Origin of the sequence: Streptomonospora halophila (assembly GCF_039542725.1) — a bacterium.
Classification (GTDB): Bacteria; Actinomycetota; Actinomycetes; order Streptosporangiales; family Streptosporangiaceae; genus Streptomonospora; species Streptomonospora halophila.
In genome coordinates, this window is sequence record NZ_BAABIK010000004.1 from 130,520 (window position 1) to 151,772 (window position 21,253).

The 21,253-nt window shown below is 75.4% G+C and carries 16 protein-coding genes and 1 pseudogene; 8 read left to right on the top strand and 9 right to left on the bottom strand.

Annotation, left to right across the window (positions count from 1 at the left end):
* Positions 1-63 precede the first annotated feature (63 nt).
* From ABEA15_RS05295 to ABEA15_RS05305, 3 genes are all read right to left on the bottom strand, one after another.
* Entirely contained in the window at positions 64-423 is a 360-nt protein-coding gene (locus tag ABEA15_RS05295) for a hypothetical protein (protein ID WP_345555708.1), read from the bottom strand.
* Positions 424-620: 197 nt separating this feature from the next.
* A complete protein-coding gene (locus ABEA15_RS05300) occupies positions 621-3,248 on the bottom strand; it encodes a TPR repeat domain-containing protein (RefSeq protein ID WP_345555709.1) in 2,628 nt (875 codons plus the stop codon).
* A gap of 47 nt (positions 3,249-3,295) precedes the next feature.
* Positions 3,296-3,709 carry a hypothetical protein gene (locus ABEA15_RS05305; protein WP_345555710.1) on the bottom strand — a complete coding sequence of 138 codons (414 nt, stop codon included), beginning with the start codon at positions 3,707-3,709 and terminating at the stop codon, positions 3,296-3,298.
* 567 nt (positions 3,710-4,276) lie between these two features.
* Here ABEA15_RS05305 and ABEA15_RS05310 point away from each other — a divergent pair.
* From ABEA15_RS05310 to ABEA15_RS05340, 7 genes are all read left to right on the top strand, one after another.
* A complete protein-coding gene (locus ABEA15_RS05310; RefSeq protein ID WP_344143882.1) occupies positions 4,277-4,621 on the top strand; it encodes a hypothetical protein in 345 nt (114 codons plus the stop codon).
* Between the two features lie 14 nt (positions 4,622-4,635).
* On the top strand, positions 4,636-4,932 hold the full coding sequence (locus ABEA15_RS05315; protein ID WP_344143884.1) for a WXG100 family type VII secretion target: 297 nt from the start codon (positions 4,636-4,638) through the stop codon (positions 4,930-4,932).
* Positions 4,933-4,958: 26 nt separating this feature from the next.
* Entirely contained in the window at positions 4,959-5,396 is a 438-nt protein-coding gene (locus ABEA15_RS05320; protein ID WP_345555711.1) for an ABC transporter permease, read from the top strand.
* Between the two features lie 222 nt (positions 5,397-5,618).
* A complete protein-coding gene (locus ABEA15_RS05325) occupies positions 5,619-6,593 on the top strand; it encodes an AAA family ATPase (protein ID WP_425579364.1) in 975 nt (324 codons plus the stop codon).
* On the top strand, positions 6,593-7,720 hold the full coding sequence (locus tag ABEA15_RS05330) for a DUF58 domain-containing protein (RefSeq protein ID WP_345555713.1): 1,128 nt from the start codon (positions 6,593-6,595) through the stop codon (positions 7,718-7,720). Before ABEA15_RS05325 ends, ABEA15_RS05330 begins: the two co-directional genes overlap by 1 nt.
* Complete coding sequence (locus ABEA15_RS05335) at positions 7,708-10,017, top strand: transglutaminase-like domain-containing protein (protein ID WP_345555714.1); 2,310 nt, start codon at positions 7,708-7,710, stop codon at positions 10,015-10,017. The genes ABEA15_RS05330 and ABEA15_RS05335 overlap by 13 nt, the downstream gene beginning before the upstream one ends.
* 82 nt (positions 10,018-10,099) lie before the next feature.
* Positions 10,100-11,983 carry a serine/threonine-protein kinase gene (locus ABEA15_RS05340; protein ID WP_345555715.1) on the top strand — a complete coding sequence of 628 codons (1,884 nt, stop codon included), beginning with the start codon at positions 10,100-10,102 and terminating at the stop codon, positions 11,981-11,983.
* A gap of 17 nt (positions 11,984-12,000) precedes the next feature.
* On the opposite strand, the pseudogene ABEA15_RS05345 reads toward ABEA15_RS05340, so the two are convergent.
* The 4 genes and pseudogenes from ABEA15_RS05345 to ABEA15_RS05360 all read right to left on the bottom strand — a co-directional run bounded on the left by ABEA15_RS05345 (position 12,001) and on the right by ABEA15_RS05360 (position 16,001).
* Positions 12,001-12,774, bottom strand: a pseudogene (locus ABEA15_RS05345) (integrase core domain-containing protein).
* Positions 12,775-13,096: 322 nt separating this feature from the next.
* Positions 13,097-13,726 (bottom strand): LutC/YkgG family protein, encoded by a 630-nt coding sequence (locus tag ABEA15_RS05350; protein ID WP_345555716.1) that lies wholly within the window; start codon positions 13,724-13,726, stop codon positions 13,097-13,099.
* Positions 13,723-15,177, bottom strand: a complete 1,455-nt coding sequence (locus tag ABEA15_RS05355; protein ID WP_345555769.1) for a lactate utilization protein B — start codon at positions 15,175-15,177, stop codon at positions 13,723-13,725. Before ABEA15_RS05355 ends, ABEA15_RS05350 begins: the two co-directional genes overlap by 4 nt.
* 83 nt (positions 15,178-15,260) lie before the next feature.
* Positions 15,261-16,001, bottom strand: coding sequence for a (Fe-S)-binding protein (locus ABEA15_RS05360; protein ID WP_345555717.1), 741 nt, complete (start codon positions 15,999-16,001; stop codon positions 15,261-15,263).
* A gap of 368 nt (positions 16,002-16,369) precedes the next feature.
* Here ABEA15_RS05360 and ABEA15_RS05365 point away from each other — a divergent pair, with 368 nt between their 5' ends.
* Positions 16,370-17,113: a FadR/GntR family transcriptional regulator gene (locus tag ABEA15_RS05365; RefSeq protein ID WP_345555718.1), complete on the top strand. Its 744-nt coding sequence runs from the start codon at positions 16,370-16,372 to the stop codon at positions 17,111-17,113.
* 531 nt (positions 17,114-17,644) lie between these two features.
* Here ABEA15_RS05365 and ABEA15_RS05370 read toward each other — a convergent pair.
* Both ABEA15_RS05370 and ABEA15_RS05375 read right to left on the bottom strand, forming a co-directional pair.
* Positions 17,645-18,601 (bottom strand): FAD binding domain-containing protein, encoded by a 957-nt coding sequence (locus tag ABEA15_RS05370; RefSeq protein ID WP_345555719.1) that lies wholly within the window; start codon positions 18,599-18,601, stop codon positions 17,645-17,647.
* Complete coding sequence (locus ABEA15_RS05375) at positions 18,598-21,204, bottom strand: molybdopterin-dependent oxidoreductase (protein ID WP_345555720.1); 2,607 nt, start codon at positions 21,202-21,204, stop codon at positions 18,598-18,600. The genes ABEA15_RS05370 and ABEA15_RS05375 overlap by 4 nt, the downstream gene beginning before the upstream one ends.
* Positions 21,205-21,253 lie beyond the last annotated feature (49 nt).

Sequence of the window (21,253 nt, forward strand, 5' to 3'; positions counted from 1 at the left end):
GCCGTGCGTGCAGGGGCCGGTACGGCGGGGATTCGAGGGCGGGCTGTGCGTGCGGGCGCCGCCTCAGGGGCGGGGCGTGCAGCCCGACGCCTGCCGGTCGATCCGCTCGGCGAGGAGGCCGCGGACCGTCTGGAAGCCGGCGCCCGCGTCGTCGTCGGCGGCTCCGGTGCGCTCGCCGGCGGCCGCGATATTGCCGGCGAGATCGCGGCCGTACTCCTGCACGTCGCGGATCCACGGCGCCGCCAGCTCCAGGAACGCCGTGTAGCCCTCCTGGCACAGCGGCTCGGCCGCGTCCTCGTGGGCCTGTTCGACCAGGGTCTCGAAGTCTGCGACCAGTCCGGTGAACGCGTCGGCCACGGATTCGGCCGCACCGCCCCGCTCGACCGCATCGCCGGGATTGGCCCCGATCGATCCGCTGCCCATGCCGCCCCCCGTCCGCCGACGACCCGCCGCGCCGGTGGCGTCATCGCCGGCGCGCAGAACACGCGCAGACTAGCCGGGCGCGCCCTCCCCGCGGCGACGCCGCGGTGAACGCGGGGGGAAGGGGAGGAGAGGGCGGCGCCCGTGCCGCTTTGGGCCACGGACCCGCCCGCCGAGAGTGCGGCCGACGGAGCGGACGGTCAATCCTCGGGTTCCGTTCCGACGGCGGTCTTGCCGCGGAGCTCCTCGGCGTCGTCCAGGGAGATGTTCACCCCGAGCTGGTCGCTGGTGTCCTCATAGGACCTCGCGTACTCCTCGTAGAAATCGGCGGTCCGGGACTTCGCGCCCGCCTGGTCGAGGAGGCGCTCCATCCGGGTGGTGAGGACGCCCGTGCCGCTCACCCCTTCCTGGCCGTTCTGCTGCGCGGTGCCCACCCGGCTCGCGCTGGAGATCTCCGGAGCCGTCATGATCCGGCCGTCGTCGCCGACGATCTCGGGAGCCTGCTCGCGGACGTCCTCGACGGTGAGTCCGCTGCCCTTCTGCTGCGTGAGGTAGTTGAGCGTGTCGAGTTGGGTCTTGAACTCGAACTGCTTCCTCTTGAACGTCTGGCCGTCGTAGGCCGCCTGCAGCTCTTCGTCCTGGCCGGGGCCGTTGGATTCCTGGAACTGGGTCGCGACGGCCTCCGCCTCCTGGCGGACGCGGGAGTCGAACTCGTGGGCGCCGACTCCGGCCGCCATGAAGCCCGCTGCCACGCGGGTGGCTCCGGCTGTGAAGCTCGATGCGCCGAGACCGAGGTAGCCCGTTCCGGCATAGGCTGCTGTGCGCACCGCGTTGAAGACCGAGTTCTCCATGCGCCTCTCGGCGTCGGCCGCGGCCTGCTTCGCCGCCGTGGCGTCGTCCGTGCGGTCCAGGGCCTCCATGCGTACGGCGTTGTCCACGAGGGAGCGGAAGACGCCGTTGGTGGGGCCGAGGCCGTTGGGGTCTCCCTCTCCCGCGGCGAGGAGGTTGATGCTCGCGTTCTCCCGCATGCCCAAGTGGTGGTAGAGCCGTGTGGCCGTGTGGGGATCGGCCGCCGCGTATTCGAGGAACCGCATCCGTGCGAGATAGGGCAGTCCCATCGTCTCGGTCGCGGAGTCGATCTTGTAGACGTCGCCCGGGGTCGGCTGCGGCAGGGAGAAGTCGCGGGAGTGGCTCATCGCGACGTCGGCGAGGCTGCGCGCGATATGCGGGTTCATGAGGCCGATCGAGGCGTCGGTGTACTCCTCGCCGTTCTGGTGGACCGTGAGTCCGGTGTTCGTGAGCTCGTCGTAGAAGTCGGGATCGTGGGTGGTCATGCGGATGAGGTCGAGGGCGGCCTCGTGGGCGTCGGCCCGCCGCTCCGCGTCGTCGCTGTTCGCGGCTTCGGAGATCCAGTCGGTCAGGCCGGCGACACCGGCGCCGTCGTCCTCCCACTCGTGGGTGTAGAGGCCCTTGAGGGCGTTGGCGTTCCTGTCGAAGGTCGGGTGGTCGTGCTCGCCGGTGAGGATGGCGTGGTTGGCCTGCTCGTTGCGGGTGGCGACCTCCAGCAGGGAGCTCAGCGAGTCGTCCCACTCGTGCTCCTGCCGGCCGACGGCGTTGAGGTGGTGCCCGGCGCTGGTGGTGAGGTTCGCCGAGAACTCGACGCCGCCCTGGAGCCGGGGATCGGCGCCTCCCAGCAGGCGTTCGAAGTCCTCGGCCTCACGCATCCAGGCGCGCGCGTTCTCCTCCGCGGAGTGGGTCGCGCCGGGCGCGTTGTTGGGGTAGGGTTCGCCGTCGGCGAACCGCCGGATGCTGGGCGGCAGGTCGTCGTAGGAGCCGCCGAGGCCTTCGTCGGAGAGGACGAGCAGGCCGTTGGCGAGCGCCGACCAGGTCTCCTTCCGCGCGGGGCCGGAGATGACGTGCTCCGGCCCCTGGCCGTAGTCCTCCTGCCGGGCCGCGTTCTCGGGCAGGAACAGCATTCCCCGGATGCTCCGGTCCTCGATGCCGGCGTAGAATTCCTTCAAGAACGCGATCTCGCTGGAGCGGAGGTTGTTGCTGCTCAGCCGCCCGCCCGGGTTCGCGCGGTCGAGGCCCTGCAGCGCGACCGCCTTGTTGGAGATGGCCGAGAGCGTGGAGACGATCGCGAAGTAGCGGGCGTCGGGCTCCTTGCCGGCGAGGTAGGTGCCCATGTCCGCGGCCATCGCCTCGGCTTCGGCCTTGGACACCGGCAGCGGCGGGTTCTCGCCCGGGCCGAGGATGTTGTACGGGGCCCAGCCGAGCACGCCGGCGTCGACGAGCTTCGCGACGTGGGCGGGCTCGGGTCCGTCCTGCAGCATCCGCTTGCGCTCGCGGCCGGTCTCGTTCAGCTCGTCCAGGCGGGTCTGGGCCCTGGCCTCGAACTGGCGGACGAGGTTGGCCCGGCGCTTGTCCTCGGCGATGGTCGAGGCGGGCTCGCCCGCCACGGTGTTGCCGGCGTTCAGCGCGGTCTCGAAGTCGGCGACGAGCCGGGCGCGGTCGGCCTTGTAGTCGATGACGTCGTCGGCCCACCGGTCGCCGACCCCGGCGGCGAAGCTGATGTTCATGCAGGTCTTGCGCCACAGCGCGTCGTTGTACTCGCCGTTGTCGCTGATGTCCTGGGTGACCAGGTCGGAGAACTCCATGGCGGCACCGGTGACGACCGAGCGCATGTCACCGGAGCGGCCGACGATGCGGCCGGTGAGGTCCCAGAGCCAGTTCGTTCCCTCGCGCATGGCGCTCACGTCGGTCTGCGCCTGGGGCGGGTCGAAGAGCGGGTGGGAGGCGGTGGCCGTTTCCTGGTCGGGTCGTCCCATGGCGGTCTCCTGGTGTCGGCGGGCGATGGCGAGGGGGCCGCGGCACCTTAAGGCGAGTATCGGGCGGTGTCGTCGTTGACGTAGCGGTTGAGCAGACCCTGCATCGGCGTGGCGTAGTCGCCCCTGGCCTCCGCGGCCTGCTCCCGGTACTGGTAGCCGACGCCGTGGTAGTAGGTCTCCGCCTCGGAGTCCGTGCGGGTGATCCTGGTCGATCCGGCCTGGATGTTGCCGCCCATGCGCTCGGCGTGGGTCTGCACCTCCTGCATCTGCGCGGCGTGGGCCTCGCCGAAGGAGGAGAACGCGCCCTTGATGCCCTCGTCCGCCGCCACCGCGTCCAGGAAGTCCACGGCCGTGGTGAAGCTGTGCCGCAGGCCCTGGAACGTCTCGGCGACGGTGACGGCCTCGCCGCCCTTGCTGCCGGCGTCGTTCGGATTGGCCCCGACGCCCTCCTCGCCCGCCATGGGACCTCCCTTTCGGTATTCCCGTTGGGTGGACATGAGAAATCCGGGTAGGGTTTCATCTCCACCGGTTCGCGTTTTCGGTGTTTCGATGGTAGCCGATCACCCGTCGTTCACCGGGCCGCCCCCCGTCGGCGGTTCGATTCGGCTATTCGGCGCATTCCCGCGGCGCCCGCCGGCTGTTCGGTCGCGGCGCCATCACCGGCCCGCACGGCGAAGCGCGCGCCGCCCCGTCCCGGAATCGGCCTGTCGGCCGTGCCACCGCCGGTGTCGCGGCGGCCCTTTCCAAACGATTGCGAATCGGTTCGGAAATCGGGGAACCCGTTCTGCCGGGCGCCCGCCGGAAGGAGGCGGGAATCCAGCCGGAGACGGGCCCGGGCGTGCCGTCCCCGCCCGGCGTTGACACCCGACTGCGTGGTTAACTAGCTTCGATTAGCCGAATCGTCCGAAACGGCGGAAGCAGTCGACCCGCCCCGACGGGACCAGCGCATGCGCGGCCGCGCTGCCGAACCGGCGCGCCGCCCGGGCCGGCGGTCGGGACGTGCGGGGGCATCAGGAGAGGACGGGCCTATGTCAGAGCAAGTCGGTGCCGAACAACGCAATGCCCTCCATACCGGCGCGGAGCAGGTGTCGCAGGGGGGCCAGGGCATCCGGGACCGGGTCCAGGCGCTGCTCAGCGACCTCGAACAGGACCAGGCGGCGCTGCGCGGCAACGCGCTCAAGGCCTTCCGCGACGGCCAGGCCGAGCTCGTCGTCGCCATGAACACGCTGACCGACTGGTGCGGCAGGTACGGCGTCAACCTCGATCTGGGCGACGCCCGGCTCGACCAGACCGACGTCGACAGCGAGCAGGAGTACTCCGAGGCCCGCTCGGAGCTGTCCTCCTTCACCCTCTCCCGCTCTCCCAACGCCTAAGCGAGGCCTCCATCATGTCCGTCAGTGGTTTCGAGGTCGGCGCCGACATCGCCCGGCTCCAGCAGCTGAGCGCCGACCAGCAGCAGTACCTGGCCCGCTTCCGCGGCATCATGTCCGACCTCCACCAGCAGGCCAACGACCTGGTCACGCGCTGGGAGGGCGGCAACGAGGAGTACAAGGCCCGCGCCGACGAGTTCAACGCCGCCTTCGAGATGGCCAACCGCGGCTTCGCGAAGATGATCGACGCCACCGACGGCGCCGTCGACGGCTGGAGCCAGACCAGGAACTATCTGAACGACCTGTTCAGCTGAACCGCCGCTACAAGCCGAATTCCACCGTGTCCGACTCCGCCCCCTCGTCGCCCGCGCAGCCCGGCCCCCCGGCCCAGCCGCCCCTGCCCGACGCCTTCCACGCCACGCCCAACGCCGAGAGCTATGTGCTGCAGGCCGACGCGCTGCGGCGGCGGCAGCTGCGGGCCGCCCTGCTGTACGGCTCCAGCCGCTACTGGCGGCGCAGGCAGCGGGTGTGGCCCGCGGTCGTCGCGGGCGGGATCCTCGCCGCGGTCCTGGCGGGCGTCATCGTGGTGGCCGGCGCCTTCGACGCGCAGCAGGTCATCAACGATGAGCGCCGCCAGGGGCGCGACGAGCCCGCGACCACGGTCTCCCCGCAGCCGTCCCCGCCCGTCGTGGGCGAGCACGCCTCGCCCGCCGCGGGCGTCCCGGCGGTGCTGGAGCCGGCGCGCGCCACCCCCGGACCGGATCCGGCCGTGCGCTGACCGCCCCGGAGGCGCTTCCGGGCGCGCCCGCGCCGCGGACGACCGCGTTTCGGTGGCGGCGGGTCGCGCCCCCGCAGGAGCCGCAGCCCCCGCGCACCCGGGGCACGGCAGGCGCCGAGGCATGATGGCAGCCCCCGTTACTCCCGACCGAGACCCGTTGAAAGACCCTCTGTGACCAACCACGTTCCCGCCGGACCCGAGTCCGACGCCGCTTCCGGCCCCGTGACCGCGGACGAGGCGGCCGTCCACGCCGACGAGTTCGACGGCATCGCCGCCGCCGTCGAGGCGGCTCTCTTCGGCAAGACCGAGGTCGTGCGCCTGGCCCTGGTCGCGATGCTCGCCCAAGGCCACATCCTGCTGGAGGACGTGCCCGGCACCGGCAAGACCACGCTCGCCCGCGCCATCGCCTCCTGCGTCGACGGCCAATGGCGGCGGGTGCAGTTCACCCCCGACCTGCTGCCCTCCGACGTCACCGGCGTCACCGTGTTCAACCAGGGCACGCGTGAGTTCGAGTTCCACCCCGGCCCGGTCTTCGCCAACGTCGTCGTCGCCGACGAGATCAACCGCGCCTCGCCCAAGACCCAGTCGGCGCTGCTGGAGGTCATGGAGGAGGGCATGGTCACCGTCGACGGCTCCCGCTACCTGGTCCCCTCGCCGTTCCTCGTCGTGGCCACCCAGAACCCCGTCGAGATGGACGGCACCTACCGGCTGCCCGAGGCCCAGCTCGACCGGTTCCTGATCCGGCTGTCCCTGGGCTACGCCGACCACGCCGCCGAACTGGCCATCATCCGCGGCGACGGCCTCACCTCGCCCGACGACCTGGCGCCGCGCACCGACGCCGACCGGATGGCCCGCATCGCCCGGGCCGCCCGCCGCGTGCACGTCCACGACTCCGTCTACGAGTACGTGCTGCGCCTGGCGCACGCGACGCGCGAGCACCCGGCGCTGAGCGTCGGCCTGTCCACCCGCTCCACGGTGGCCATGGCCCACATCGTCCGCATCCTCGCCCTCACCTCGGGCCGCACCTTCGTCAACCCCGAGGACGTCAAGCGGCTGGCCCCGCACGTGTGGGCGCACCGCCTGGTGCTCTCGCCCGAGGCGTCGGTGGGCGGGCGCACCGGGACCGACGTGCTCGGGGAGGTCCTGGAGGAGACCCCGGCGCCCCAGCCGCGGCACTCGGGGTCGGCGGGCCGCTGATGCCGACCGGACGGGGATGGCTGGTCGCTGCCACGGGGGCGCTGCTACTCGCCGCGGGCGTGGTCTCGGCCTACCAGGAGCTGGCGCTGCTCGGCGGGCTCGCCCTGGCCGCGGTGCTGGCCGCGGTACTGCTGGTGGGGCGCCCGCCCGCGGTGCTGACCGAGCGGTCCCTGCCCGGTCGACGCAGCGCACCGGGCGCCGAGCTGCGGGTGCGGCTGAGCGTGCGCAACCCGGGCCGGCGCGGCGTGCAGGTCAGCGAACGGATCGCGGGCGCGGGCGGAGAGCGGGCCGTGGGGCTGCCGCCGCTGGCCCCGCATGCCACGGGCGGCTCGGGCTACCGGATCACCGCGGCGCGCCGCGGCGTCGTCGAACTGGGGCCGGTGCGGGCCGGCCGCAGCGACCCCTTCGGCCTGGCCGCGCTGCACCGCCCGTGCGGCGCAGCCGACCGGATCTGGGTGCACCCGCGCTGGGAGCGGCTGCGCGCCGTGCCGGTGGGCCGCGTCGCCGACCCCGACGGCGCCGTGGACGGCGCCCGCGCCGGCACACTGACGTTCCACACCCTGCGCGACTACGTCCCCGGCGACGACCTGCGCCACGTCCACTGGCGCAGCTCCGCGCGGCTGGACAGGCTCGTCGTGCGCGAGTTCGTCGACACCTCCCAGACGCGGGTGTGCGTCCTGGTCGACGACCGGCCCACGCCCGGCGGCGACGCCCGGCTCGACGAGGTCGCCGGCGCCGCCGCCTCGATCCTGGCCACCGGCGTCCGCTCCGCCCTGCACTGCGAGCTCCGCCTGGTCAGCGGCCGCGGCCGGGAGAGCACCGCAGGGCTGGCGCCCCTGCTGGACCTGCTCGCCGAGGCGGCGCCCACCGCCGGGGCCGACCTGGGACGCGCCCTGCGCCTGGCCCGCACCCGGCCGGCCGGCGACACCGCGGTACTGGTCAGCGGTGCGCTCAGCGACGCCGACGTGCGGCTGTTCGGGCAGCTCGGCGTCCACTACGCGGGGCTGCTGGCCGCCGTCGTGGGCGCCGAGGAGCGCCCGGCCGCCCCCTCCGGGGTCACCCTGATCGCCGCCGGAGACGCCGCCGGTTTCGCCGAACGCTGGAACGAGGCGCCATGGTCGCGGTGAGCGATCCGCCCCGCCGGGCCGCGGGTCCGGGGGCGGCACCTCCGCCGCGGTCCCCGCGCACACCACCGGGAACGCGGACGCTGCTCGCCGCGGCGGCGCTGGTCGTCGCGGCCTCAGCCGGCGGGATCGCGGTGGCGCCCGGCTACGCCGCCCCCGCGGCCGTCTACGCGGTCCTGCCGGCCTGCGCGCTGGCCGCGGTGGCGGCGACCCTGCTGCTGCGCGGCCGGCTGAGCGGCCCGGCGGCGCTCCTGGCCGGACTGCCCCTGCCGCTGGCCGCGGTCGGCGTCTGCGCGCACCTGCTGCCCGGCGAGGGGGCGGGGGTGCTGGGCGGGGCCGCCGAGGCGGTGCTGCACTCGGGGGCGCGCATTCTCACCAGTGCCGCGCCCACGCCGCTGAGCGTCGACACCCTGGCGCTGCCGATGCTCGCCACCTGGCTCACCGGCGCCGCCCAGGCGCTGGCCCACCGCAGCGGGCGGACCGGGCTCGCCCTGCTGCCGGGCCTGCTGCTGCTCGTGGGCGCGGTCGTGCTCAACGGGCCCGTCGCACCCCCCGGGTTCCCGGCCATCGGCATGCTGGCCGCGGCGGCGGCGCTGCTGATGGCGGTCAGCACCCCGGAGGAGGCACCCGGCGCCGCCTCCGAAGCGGACCGGGGGCCGTCCCCGGCGCTGACCGTGCGGGTGGAGCCGGGCGTGCACCGCTCCGGCTCCGCGGCGCTGCGCCGCGCCCTGGTCACCGGACTGGCCACGGTGCTCGCCGCCGCCGCGACGGTCGTCGGCGGCCCGGTGCTGCTCGCCGGCTGGGACGCCCGGCCCGGCGACCCCCGCGCGGCGCTGAGCCCTCCGGTCAGCCCGCAGGCGGCGCTCAACCCGCTCGGCTACCTGGCCGGATGGGCGGCCCATCCCGACAAGCCGCTGCTCACCGTCTCCGCGCCCGAGCCGGTCGACCTGCGCTGGGTCGCGCTCGGCGACTTCACCGGCACCACCTGGCTGCCGGAAGGCGGATACCGCGCCGCCGGGCGCGTGCTGCCCGAACCCGTGCCCCCGCCGCCGCACGCCCGGCGGGTCACCGCCGAGATAACGGTCGACCCGAACCTGCCGGGCACCTGGGTTCCGGTCGTGGGTGCGCCCCGTCGCGTCGACCTGCCCTCGCTCGGCTACGCGCCGGTGTCGGGCACCGTCGTCCGCATGGAAGGGCCGCTGGACGAGAGCACCTACCGCACCGCCGGCGACGTCGCCAGGTGGCGGCCCGCGGAGCTGGCCGAGGCCTCCACACCGGCCGGCGAGGTCTTCGACCGCTACCGCGAGCTGCCCGCCGGCGCGCCGCCGATCCTCAACGACATCGTCGGCTCCGTCGCCGCCGAGGGGTCGCCCTACGACCGCGCCCGGGCGCTGGCGCGGTATCTGCGGGAGTCCCACTCCTTCGACCCCCGCACCCCCGGCGGGCACGGCTACGCCAACGTCGCCGCGATCCTCGCCGAGCCCGGGCGGAAGGGCGGGGGAGGCACCTCCGAGCAGTTCGCCAGCGCCTTCGCGATGCTCGCGCGTGCCGCGGGCCTGCCCAGCCGCGTCGCAGTCGGCTTCGGGCCCGGAACCGACGAAGGCGGCGGCCGCTACCGCGTGCGCACGGGCGACGCGGTCGCCTGGGGCGAGGTCTACTTCGACGGCATCGGCTGGGTGCCCTTCGCCGTCACGCCCGGCGGCGAGGACAGCGAGGACACCGGCGGAGCGCCCGAGAGCGCCCCCGAACCCGAGGAGGCCGATGCCGCGCAGGACGGCACCGACGCAAGCGCGGACGCCGATCCGCACGACGTCGCCGCGCCCCCGAGCCGCTCCTCCGGCACCTGGTGGCGGCCCGCCGGCGCGGCCGCGGCGGGCGCCTTCGCGCTCGTGCTGGCCGTGCCGGTGCTGCGGCTGGCCCGCACCCGCCGGCGCCTGGGCGGCGGGACCGCCGAGGCGCGGGTGCTGGGCGCCTGGCAGGAACTGGGCGACACCCTGCGGATGTGCCGGGCGGCGCCGCCGCCCGGCAACACCGCCACCGACACCGCCGCGCTGGCGCGCGGCCTGCTGCCCGAAGGCGCGCGGGCCCGGGCACAGCCCGACCTGGACCGCCTGGCCGCCGCCGTCAACAGCGTCTCCTTCGGCGCATCCGCGGCCGGCGCCGGGATCGACGGCGCCGCCGCGGACCGCGTCGCCGGGGGTGCGCGCCCCCACCTGCGCGCACTGCGCGCGAGCCGCGGCCGCGGCCGGAGGCTCACCTGGTGGCTCGACCCCCGCCCCCTGTTCTGGAGGAACCGGTGACCGACCGACCGGCGCCCGGGGCCGCGCCCGGGACACTGCGCGCACCGGCACGCCGGCGCGACCAGCGAGATGGAGGACGCCGATGAGCGGCGCGGAGCACGAAAGCAGCCTGGCCCCGGGCTTCCACTCCCTGGAGGTCGTGCACCGCGGCGCCGCCTCCACCGTCTACCGAGCGCTGCGCGACGGCGGCGGCGAGCCCGCCGCGCTGAAGGTCATGCGCGACGACGGCGGCGAGGCGGAGATCGAGCGGCTGCGTGACCTCGCCCGGCTCCCGGGCGTGGTCGCGGTTCTGGGCCGCGGCCGCACCTCCTCCGGTCGCGCGTTCGTGGCCATGGACTACTGCGCCGAGGGCGACTACGCCGCCAACTTGAGGAGGCGCCACCCCCTCCCGGTGGAGGAGGTGGTGCGCGCGGGGGTTGCGGCGGCGTCGGCACTGCACGCCGTCCACGAGCAGGGGCTGCTGCACCACGGTGTGGAGCCGGCGAACCTGCTGCGGTGCTCTGCAGGCGCGCTGCTGGCCGACGCGGGCGCGGTGCGGCCGATCGGGGAGCCCTTCCCGGCGCCGGGGCCCGATCCCGACGCCGTCCTGCACGCGCCGCCGGAGGCGCTGCGGGGCGAGCCGGCCGTTCCGGCCTCCGACGTCTACCGGCTCGCCTCCACGCTGTGGACGCTGCTGGCCGGCTATCCGCCCTTCGGCGAAGGGTCGGAGCAGGAGCGCGTCGACCCGTTCGAGTACCGCGACAAGGCGCTCGGCGCCGCTCCGCCGCGGCTGCCGCGCGCCGACCTGCCCGGCGCCCTGCGCCCGGTGTTCGGGCGGGCGCTGGCCAAGGACCCGGAGGAGCGCTACGCCACCGCGGCCGGCTTCGCGGCCGCGCTGGCCGGCGAAGCGGCGGTGCCGGCCGCATCGGCGGGGGAGAGCGCGCGGGAGCCGGACGCGGGCGCGGTCGGCTCCGCAGATGCGGCCGGAGCGGGGGCGGCCGGGGCCGCCGGTGCCGCGGCAGCGGACGCCGGCGCGAGCGCGGCACCGGAGGCGTCCGGCTCGCGATGGGACGCCTCCGGCGAGGGCGCGCCCGGGCCGGGGGCGGAACCGGCCGGGCACGAGGCGGCCGCATCTGGCCCGGCCGCCGACGGCGGCGGAGCGGGCGCCCCCGCTCACGGCCCCGCCGGCGACGGCTCCGCGCAGTGGGCGCTTCACGAGGCCGTGGACACGCTGCGCGGCACGGGCGGGTCGGCCGCCGCCGGCGGCGGTCCGGCCGTGCCCGGCGAGCGGCCCGAGGACGCCTGGGCGGGACTGGCGGGCTGGACGGGTACGCACAGCCCCCGCACCGGCCCGTCCGGACACGGCTCGGAAGCGGCTTCGCGGGGCGGCGGGGGCGGGCTCCCCTCCGCTGCGGCGCAGGAGCCCGGTCCGACGTTCGCCCCGCCTCAGGCCCCGGAGGCTCCGGCGCCGCCCTCCGCGGCTCCCGCCCAGCCCGTGCGGCGCCGCCCGCTCTACATCGCCGTGGCCGTCGTGGCCATCGGGTTCGTGGTCGTCGCCGTCGGCGCCGTGGCGATCCTGCGCCCCGGCCTGGGCGGCGACCTCATGGAGCAGGCCGGCGCCGGTGAAGGCCCCTCGTCCGCCCCGGAGGAGGGGCCGGGCGCCTCCGGCGGCCCCAGCGGCCCGCCGGCGCCGGCAGCGGGCACGAACCCGGCGGCGGCCCCCACCGGTGTGACGCTGGACGACAGCGGCGACGCGGTGGTCGTGGCGTGGACCGACAACAGCGGGGGAGACGCCTCGCACCACGTCATCGGCGGACCGGTGGGCACGACGCCGGCCAACCTCGCCGACGCCGGGCCCGGCGAGACGGAGGCCACCGTGAGCGGCCTGAACACGAGCCGGGAGTACTGCTTCACGGTCGTGGCCGTGCTGAGCGTGGACGAGATCGCCCGTTCCGACGAGGTCTGCACCGAGCGCGGAACGGGCTAGCCGTGCACGCCCGCGAGTTAGGAACCCCGGCCGACGGGAGTGCGGCCGCCGATCCCGGCAGGGGGCCGGTGATAGTTGGACCGGTCCAGAAGGCCCGGGTCGGCGGCCTGGCGGTCCTTGCCGCAGGAGTAGGGCCGCGCATAGGCCCACTCCCGGAGCAGAGTGCGGTGGAACCGCTCGACCTCGCCGTTGGTCTGGGGCCGCTAGGGACGGGCCCAGCGCGGATGGATTCCCAGTTCGCTGCAGGCGGCCTTCCAGGCGGCCTTGGAATAGGCCCAGGCGTTATCGGTCAGCACCCGCTGCACCGGCACGCCGTGGCCGGTGAACCAGGCGATGGCCCGGCGCAGGAACCCGGCACAGGTGGTTCTTGACGTCGATGTGGAGCAGGTCGCCGGGGGCGGCGCGTTCGTAGCGGCGCACCGGGGTGCCGGTGGCCCGATCGCAGGTCGTCAGCGGGGGCAGGCCGCGGCGGGACAGGCGCGGTGGCGGGTGGAGGCGGCCAGGCCGGTGCGCGCGGCCAACCGGAGCGGGTCCGGGCCGTGGCCGCGGCGCAGGTCGAGCACTGCTGCTCGGTTGCCGCGGGGGTGAGGGCCGGACTGTGGTGCGGGCAGATGGGGCGATCGGCCATGCCGGCACGGCCCGCATCGCGGTAGCGCCGGACCGTTTGTGGGCGGTTTTGGGTGAGATGTGGAAGCGTTCGGCGGCCTGGCGGCGGCTCCAGTCGTCATCGACGATGCAGCGCGCCAGACGCAGTCGCCCGGTGGGGGCGGCGGGGGGTTACGGTGGCACATGAGGGCCTCCTGAGTCGGTGCGGACGTCACATCCACAGCGGGATCAAAAGGCCCTCCTCTTGTTCAACCGCTGTTGGGGGCGTGTCGGCTGTTACCAACATGCCGGGACATCACAGCTCGATCGTCGATGGGAGCTGTCGGGCGCCCGGGATCAAGGGTCATGGGCGATCAGGGCCGCTGACCGGGGCGCCGACTGTGCTGTCCCGACGCGCCGGGTGATCGGAGCACGCCCCGAGGGGCCGAACACGGCGAGTGCGTTGTGGTCCCGCGCGGACGGCGGCGGAGGCGCCGCGCGGCGGGCGAACCCGCGCCCGCCGCCGCCTCACTCGACGATGACGACCTCCAGGGTGCGCGGGCCGTGCACGCCCTCGACGCGGTCGAGTTCGATGTCGCTGGTCGCCGAAGGACCGCTGATCCAGGTGAGCGGGCGCTCCGGCGCGAGGCGCGGCAGGGCCTGGGGGACCCCGGCGACGACCCGGTCCAGCTCGACGACGCACAGGTGGTAGTCGGGGATCAGTGTGAGCGCCCGCCGGCCCTGGGCCTCGCCCGCGTCCAGGACGATCGTGCCGGTCTCGGCGATCGCCGCCGCGCACCCGGTGACCACGCCGTCCATCCGGTCCAGCCCGGCCACGTCCAGGGCGCTGTCGCGCACGATCTCCGCCCCGACCCGGGCGAACCAGTCCGCCGGGGCGTCGTCGGGGGCCGCGACGCGCCGGGCGCCCCGCATCGACAGGGCGTCGGCGAGGGTGCCGGCCAGCCCTTCGGCGGTGGTGCGGTGCACCGCGGCCTTGTAGTCCTCCAACCGGTCGACCAGCAGCGCCGTGGTATCGCCCTGGCCGTGGGAGGGGGTGTAGTCGCGGGGCACCACGACGTCCTGCGGCCCTTCGCCGCAGGGGACGTCGGCCAGGGCCGCGCGCACGCGCCCCAGCACCCGTTCGCGGGAGCCGCTCATCGCCGACCGCCTTCCTGCCCGCCGCGCTCCCCGCCCGCGCCGCCGTCCGCGTCCTCCGCCGCGCCCTCGCGCCGCCACCAGGAGCGGAACGACTCCGCGGGGATGTCGGGGATGTCGCGTGTGTCGGTCCAGGCCGCCGCGGGCCCGGGCATGCGCCGGGGCGCCAGCGAGCGCACGGCCGAGGTCGCGCGCTGGACGGCGCCCAGCCGGCGCTCGCCGCCCAGCACCCATCCGGCAGCGCCCATGGCGGCCTTCTCGGCGCGGTGCCCGGCCGAGGAGGCGACCTCCTCGCGCAGGTGCACCAGCACCTCGGGGATGTCGATGGCCACCGGGCAGACCTCGTAGCACGCGCCGCACAGCGACGACGCGTAGGGCAGAGACGCCTCGGGCTCCGAGGCGGTGCCGCGCAACTGCGGGGTGAGGATCGCGCCGATCGGGCCGGGATAGACCGAGCCGTAGGCGTGCCCGCCGGCGCGCTCGTAGACCGGGCAGATGTTCAGGCACGCCGAGCAGCGGATGCAGCGCAGCGCCTGGCGGCCCACCTCGTCGGCGAGGACGTCGCTGCGGCCGTTGTCCAGCAGCACCAGGTGGAACTCCTGAGGGCCGTCGCCCGGCGTCACGCCGCTCCAAGTGGAGGTGTAGGGGTTCATCCGCTCGCCGGTGGAGGAGCGCGGCAGCAGCTGCAGGAACACCTCCAGGTCCGACCAGGTGGGCACGATCTTCTCGATGCCCACCACCGAGATCAGCGTCTCCGGCAGGGTCAGGCACATCCGCCCGTTGCCCTCCGACTCCAGCACCACCATCGTCCCGGTGTCGGCCACGGCGAAGTTCGCGCCCGAGATCGCCACCTTGGTGCGCAGGAACCGCTCGCGCAGGTGGACGCGGGCGGCCTCGGCGAGCGCGCGCGGGTCGTCGCTGAGCGCCTCCGGCGCGGGCACGCCCCAGGCCGCCATGCGGTCGCGGAAGATCTCGCGGATCTCGGCGCGGTTGCGGTGGATGGCCGGCACCAGGATGTGGGAGGGCAGGTCGTCGCTGAGCTGCACGATCAGCTCGGCCAGGTCGGTCTCGTAGGCGGTGATCCCGGCCTGGGCCAGCGCTTCGTTCAGCTCGATCTCCTGGGTGGCCATCGACTTGACCTTGACGACGTCGCTCTCGCCGGTGGCGCGCACCAGGCCGGTGACGATCTCGTTGGCCTCGCCGGCGTCGGCGGCCCAGTGCACCCGGCCGCCGGCCGCGGTCACGGCCTCCTCCAGCTGCTCCAGGTAGCCGTCGAGGTGGCGCAGCGTGCGGTCCTTTATCGCCTTGCCCGCCGCGCGCAGGTCCGACCAGTCGTCGAGCTCGCCGACCACGCCCGCGCGCTTGTCCCGGATGGTGCGGGTGGCCTTGCGCAGGTTGTGGCGCAGCTGGGAGTCGCCGGTGGCGCTCTTCGCGGCCTCGGGGAAGGGCGGCATGCCCATGAACGTCGCGTGCCCGGCGGCGCGGCCCGCCGGGGAGCGGTCGCCGCCGGTGCGGCGGCCGGTCCGGTGCTCGGGGCTCATATCCGTGCCGGCTCCTGTTCGGTCGAGGCGAGGATCTCGGCGAGGTGGGCGGTCCGCACCCCGGCGCGCTGGCGCTGCAGGGTGCCGCCGATGTGCATCAGGCAGGAGTTGTCGACCGCGCACAGCACCTCGGCGCCGGTGGCGGCGACGTTGCGGGCCTTGTCGCCGCCCATCGCGGCGGAGACGTCGGCGTTCTTCATCGCGAACGTGCCTCCGAAGCCGCAGCACTCCGCGGAGCCCTCCAACTCGCGCAGGTCGATGCCGCGGACGTTGCTCAGCAGCCGGTAGGGGCGGTCGCCCAGCTTGAGCAGCCGCAGCCCGTGGCATGTGGGGTGGTAGGTGACCGTGTGCGGGAAGTAGGCGCCCACGTCGGTCACCCCGAGGACGTCGACGAGCAGTTCGGACAGGTCGTAGACGCGCGGCGCCAGTTCGGACACGGCGCGGTCGAGGTGGCTGCCGGGCTCGCCCAGCCGGGGGTAGTTGTCGCGGACCATGGCGGCGCAGGACCCCGAGGGGGCGAGTACGGCGTCGGCGTCGGCGAAGGTCTCGACGAAGCGCACCGCCAGCTTCTGCGCCTCGCGGCGGTAGCCGGTGTTGTAGTGCATCTGGCCGCAGCAGGTCTGCGACTCGGGAAACACCACCTCGTGGCCGAGCCGGCGCAGCAGGCGCACGACAGCCTGCCCCGTCCTGGGGTACAGGGTGTCGTTCACGCAGGTGATGAACAACGCGATCCGCATGCGCTCCCTCGATCTCCGGCCCGGCCGCCGCTGCGCGGGCGCGCCCGGACCCGCCCCGCCACCAGGACGGGTCCGCCGCACCGGCGCGGCAATGCGGCGGGCCTGCCGAACGCAGTTCCGCCTGCGGCCGGGCCGTGGCCAGTGGTCCGATTTCCACTCGACGGGCAGTGGTGGTCTTTCTTCGCATACCAACCGAAACGGCGGCGCAGTCCGGCCAGGAGTGCGTCGCTCCGTACGATTGGTCCGACCACTTCTACGCCGCGTCCGACTCGGATGTCAAGATTGGGGTGCGCCGCGGGCACCCGCCCGGCGGCGATGCGCCCCGGCCGCCGGGGCGCGCACCCACGACCCACGAAAGGCAGGCACCGGTGAGCACGCCCGACCACGCCGCCGACGCCGGCGCCGACACGGCCCCGGCCGAGCGCCTGCCGGTGACCCAGCGGGCCATCGAGCACATCAAGGGGATGATCGCCGCCGGACTGCTGCGCCCGGGCGACCGCCTGCCCACCGAGCGCGACCTGTCGGCCGAGCTCGGCGTCTCGCGCAGCTCCATGCGCGAGGCGATCCGCGCCCTGACCACCCTCGGCGTGCTGGAGGTGCGCCACGGCGCCGGGGTCTACGTAACGAGGCTGCGCCCCGGCGACCTGCTGGAGACGTTCTCCGTGCTCGCCGAGATCTCCCAGGGCGAGACCCTGGTCGAGGTGCTGCAGGTACGCCGCATGCTGGAGCCGGCCGCCACCGCCCTGGCCGCGGCACGCGCCGACGACGTGCAGCTGCGCCGGCTGTCGGCGATCCTGGACCGGATCGGCACCGGCGAGAGCGAGGGCGAGACCGTCGCCGCCGACCTCCACTTCCACCAGGCCATCGTGGAGATCACCGGCAACGCGACGCTGGTGGCGGTCAACGACGGGCTCTCCTCGCGCACCTTCAACGCGCGCGTGTGGCACGGCCACCGCGAGGCCGGGCTGACCGCCCGGCTGCGCGGGGACCACGAACGCATCTACCAGGCGCTGCGCGACCGCGACCCCGACGCCGCCCGCGCCGCGGCCACCACGCACATCCTGGAGGTCGAACGCTGGCTCCGCGGTCGGCTCGCTCCCGGCGAGGGCTGAGCCGACCGGCCATGGAAGGGGCCGCCCGTGGCGGGCAGCCGCAGGTCGCGGCGGGTTCCGTGCGAGTCGCGGAGTGCTGGGCGGGCGCGGTGCGGGGTGCTTGCTCGGGGGCGCGGGCGCCGTGGGCGTCTGGTGTGGGTCGCGGGGTGTTGTTTGTCGATGCCGGTGGGTTCGTCGCCGCTGTTGGTCGGGGGTGCGGGGGCGGTCCGGCATGGCCGGGTGCACGGGCGATCTGCCCGTGGGCGAGGGTGTCTTCACCGGCGTCCGCGCCGGCCATGGGGGCCGGGTGCCGCCTGTGCGAGGGGCGCCGCCGGAAGGCGCGGTTGCCCCCTTCTCGCTCTCGGGCGGGTCCCGCCCGCGGCGGGGCGGCCGGGGGCGCGCCATTCACACGCACGCCGCGCCTCCAGGACACCCCGCCGCCCGCCCGCGCCGTCCGCGCGCGCCGCTACTGCGCGGCGCGCGCGAGCGGTGGGCGGGCGCGGGACCCGCCTGCCGGCCGGAGCCCGGCACTCGGCGGGCGGTGCGCCTCCGCTATGCGCCGCCCTGCGGCTCCAGCGCCCGTTCCAGCGCGTCGCGGACGGTGTCGCGCAGCAGGACCGCCTTGTAGCCGGTCTGGGGGAGCGGGGAGCACAGGGCGGGCACCGGCGCCACGGCGGCGGCCGCCGCGTCGGGACCCGACGCTCCGACGAGGGCCCGCTCCACCTCCGGCAGGCGCAGCGGAGTCCGCGCCACCGCTCCCGCGGCGACCGCCGCCTCCGTGACGGCACCGCCGGTGCGCACGACCCGCACCACCGCCTCCACCAGCGGCCACTCCGCGCGCGATCGGGAGGTCGCGCGCCGGTAGGCGGCGCTCTCGCCCGCAGCGGGGACCGGCAGCGCCACCCCGGTGACCAGCGCGCCGGCCTCCAGCACGTGGTCGCGGGTGGAGTCGGACCCGTCGTAGAGGTCGCCCACCGGCCGCGGTCCGGCACCCTCCACCTCCACGTCGGCGCCGTAGGCCAGCAGCGCCACCGCCAGCGACGACGGGTGCGGGGCCACGCAGTCCGCGCCCTGGTCGACCGCGGTGCCGTGCAGGTGGTCGCCCGCGCGGGCCGGGCAGGAGTCGCCGCCCTTCTGCAGGCAGTCGAACGCCGCACTGCGGTAGTAGGGGCACCGGTTGCGCTGCAGCAGGTTGCCGCCCAGTGTCGCCACCGCCCGGATCTGCGGGGTGGCCAGGGCGCCGGCGGTGGCCGTCAGTGCGGGGTAGGCCGAGCGCAGCCGGGCGTCGGCGGCGATCTCGGCGACGGTGGTCGTGGAGCCGATGCGCGCCGATCCGTCGGCCCGCCACTCCACGCCGCGCAGTTCCCGCACCCGGTGCAGGTCGGTGAAGGGGGCGGCGGCCAGCCCCTCGCTCAGCCGCGCCATGACGTCGGTGCCTCCGGCCCGTGCCTCGGCTGCGGAATCCCGCAGCGCCGCGGCGGCCGCGGCAACGTCCCCTGGTGTGCTCATTTCGCGCCGATCCCTTCGAGCAGTCGGTCGGGCCGGATAGGCAGGTCGTGCGGGCGCCAGCCGGTGGCGTCGAAGACGGCGTTGCCCACCGCCGCGGCGACGCCGATGGTCGACACCTCGCCGATGCCCACGCCCCCGCCGGTCACGTGCTCCCAGCCCTTCTCGTGGAAGTGGACGGTAATCTCGGGCGTGTCGCCGATCCCGGGTATGCGGTAGTCCTCCAGGTTGGCCGTCAGGACGGCCCCGGTGAGCGGGTCGTCGCGGCGCTGCTCATAGAGCGCGTAGCCGATGCCCTGCACCACGCCGCCCTCGCACTGGTTGCGCGCGGGCCGCTCGGCGTACATCCGCCCCGCCGAGATCCCCGCCCAGCAGCGGGTGGGCCGCACGGTGCCCAGCAGCGTGTCGACCTCCACCTCCATCACGTGCACCGCGCCGGTGAACCCGCGGCCCACGGTGCCGCCGTCCGAAAGGGAGAACGGGGTCACGTAGCCGCGCCGGTCGCGGCGGCGGCCGCCGCGCACCCGCACCCCCTCGAGCGCGGCCAGCGCCGCGGCGTCCAGACCGCCCGACCCGCCCGGGGCCCCCTCCGCCCGGCGGCTCGCCTCCTCGCGCAGCTTCGCCGCGGCGTCGCGCGCCGCCGGCCCCAGCGACGCCGTGGTGCGGCTGCCGGTGGACGCGGGCGCGTAGGCCAGGTCGCTGCTGCCGGTGCGCACCGCGACGCGTTCGGCCGGCAGGCCCAGCTCGCCGCGCACGACGTCGGCGACCACCGAGCGGGCGCCGGTGCCGATGTCCTGCACCCCGGTCTCGGCGACCACCGTGCCGTCCTCGACCACGAGGTCCACCGCGGTGGACCGGTCCAGCAGGTAGAGCCAGTTGGCCGCGGCCATGCCCACACCGCGCCGGAACCGGCCCGATGCGGCGCCTTTGGAGCGCTCGCGCCACACAGGCAGCGCGGCCGCCCAGTCGTAGAGCGCGTGCCTCTTGCGGTTGCCGTCCCACCGGCGCCGCAGCGCGATGGGGTCCTCGCCGAGCCGGTGGGCGGCGTCGTCGACCGACTGCTCCAGCGCCCAGAGCAGCTGCGCGCCGTTGGGCCCGCGGAACGGCGCGCCCGGCGGGCGGTGGGTGACCACGTCGAAGTCGCGCAGCCGCCGCGGCGCGTGCCCGTAGACCAGCCGGCCCATGACCGCGACGGTGCCGCCGATGGAGGCGCCGCCGTCGGAGTACGCGTCCATGGTCAGCGCGGCCAGGTCGCCGCCGGGGCCGGCGAGCAGGTTCACCTCGATGCGCGCGCCGGGCCGGTGGCCGGCGTCGGTCAGCTCCGCGGCGCGGTGGAAGACCAGCCGCACCGGAGCACCGGTGGCCCGGGCCAGTTCCGCGGCGGCGATGTTCTCCACCCTCAGGCCCGCCTTCGCGCCGAATCCGCCGCCGACGTGCTCGGCCGTGACGTGGACGCGCTCGCGCGGCAGGTCCCAGTGCTTGGCGGCGGCCTCGGCCAGCGCCATCACCGACTGGGTCGAGGCGTGCAGGTGCAGTCCGCCGGAGTCGTCCCAGCGCGCCACGCAGGCGTGCGGCTCCAGCGGCGTGTGCACCTGGGCCGGAGTCTGGAACGCGCCGGTGACCAGGCGGGGATCGCCGCGCCGGGCCGCGTCGCCGATGCGCTTGACGGCGGTGGCGCCGCGCCACCCCAGGCTGAAGGGGCCGCGGACGTTGCCCCGCCAGCGGGCCGGCGGCACGCCGCCCTCGGCGTGGGTGAGGGCGGCGCCGCGCTCGGCGCGCGTGGGGTACACCACCGGCGCCTCGGGCCGGTGGGTCGTCGCGGGGTCCACCGCGGCCGGCAGGTCGCGGTAGTCGACACGGACCTGCTCGGCGGCGGCCCGCGCCTTGGCCGCGGTGGGCGCGGCGACCGCCAGCAGCGGCTGGCCGACGTAGCGGACCGTGCGGTCGGCGCCGAGGAGGTCCACCTGCGGTGCTCCGCCCGCGTCGACGCTTTGGACCTGGGCGTGCGCCCGGGTCGAGCGCACGATCACCGCCTCCCAGCAGCCCTCGGGACGCACGTCGGTGGTGTAGCGGGCGCGCCCGGACACCTTCTCGGCGGCCTCGGCGCGCGGCGGGGCCGACGCGGCGGCGTCGTCGTCGTGCTCCCCGGCGCAGGCGGCGGCGACGGCGGCGTAGATGCCCGGGTAGGCGCCGCAGCGGCACAGGTGCCCGGCCAGTGCGTCGGCGATCTCGTCGCGTGTGGGTGCGGTGTCGCCGTGCTCGGCGCGGTGCCGGTCGACGAAGGCGGCGGCCTCCACGACGAAGCCGGGCGTGCAGTATCCGCACTGCATGGCGTCGTGGGCGGCGAAGGCGCGCTGAACGGGGTGCTCCGCGCCGTCGCCGACCCCCTCGACGGTGGTGACCGCGCGGCCTTCCAGGGCGGTCACCGGCAGGAGGCAGGAGGCGGCGGGTGTGCCGTCGAGGAGTAGCGTGCAGGATCCGCAGACCCCGGCGTTGCACGCTGTCTTGGTTCCGGTCAGGCCGAGTCCGTCGCGGACGAACTCGGCGGCGGTGGTTGCGGGGTCGGCGCCGATCTGCGTCGGCGTCCCGTTGACTGTGGTGCCCACGCGGTGCTCCCAAGAGGTGGCCGGAGGCGGTGTTGACAACGTCAACGTA

Bases quoted from the DNA above. Each gene is read 5' to 3' on its own strand.
- ABEA15_RS05300 (WP_345555709.1), bottom strand. From the start codon at position 3,248: ATGGGACGACCCGACCAGGAAACGGCCACCGCCTCCCACCCGCTCTTC.
- ABEA15_RS05305 (WP_345555710.1), bottom strand. From the start codon at position 3,709: ATGGCGGGCGAGGAGGGCGTCGGGGCCAATCCGAACGACGCCGGCAGC.
- ABEA15_RS05360 (WP_345555717.1), bottom strand. From the start codon at position 16,001: ATGCGGATCGCGTTGTTCATCACCTGCGTGAACGACACCCTGTACCCC.
- ABEA15_RS05330 (WP_345555713.1), top strand. From the start codon at position 6,593: ATGCCGACCGGACGGGGATGGCTGGTCGCTGCCACGGGGGCGCTGCTA.
- ABEA15_RS05355 (WP_345555769.1), bottom strand. From the start codon at position 15,177: ATGCCGCCCTTCCCCGAGGCCGCGAAGAGCGCCACCGGCGACTCCCAG.
- ABEA15_RS05350 (WP_345555716.1), bottom strand. From the start codon at position 13,726: ATGAGCGGCTCCCGCGAACGGGTGCTGGGGCGCGTGCGCGCGGCCCTG.
- ABEA15_RS05340 (WP_345555715.1), top strand. From the start codon at position 10,100: ATGAGCGGCGCGGAGCACGAAAGCAGCCTGGCCCCGGGCTTCCACTCC.
- ABEA15_RS05370 (WP_345555719.1), bottom strand. From the start codon at position 18,601: ATGAGCACACCAGGGGACGTTGCCGCGGCCGCCGCGGCGCTGCGGGAT.
- ABEA15_RS05315 (WP_344143884.1), top strand. From the start codon at position 4,636: ATGTCCGTCAGTGGTTTCGAGGTCGGCGCCGACATCGCCCGGCTCCAG.
- ABEA15_RS05310 (WP_344143882.1), top strand. From the start codon at position 4,277: ATGTCAGAGCAAGTCGGTGCCGAACAACGCAATGCCCTCCATACCGGC.
- ABEA15_RS05335 (WP_345555714.1), top strand. From the start codon at position 7,708: ATGGTCGCGGTGAGCGATCCGCCCCGCCGGGCCGCGGGTCCGGGGGCG.
- ABEA15_RS05295 (WP_345555708.1), bottom strand. From the start codon at position 423: ATGGGCAGCGGATCGATCGGGGCCAATCCCGGCGATGCGGTCGAGCGG.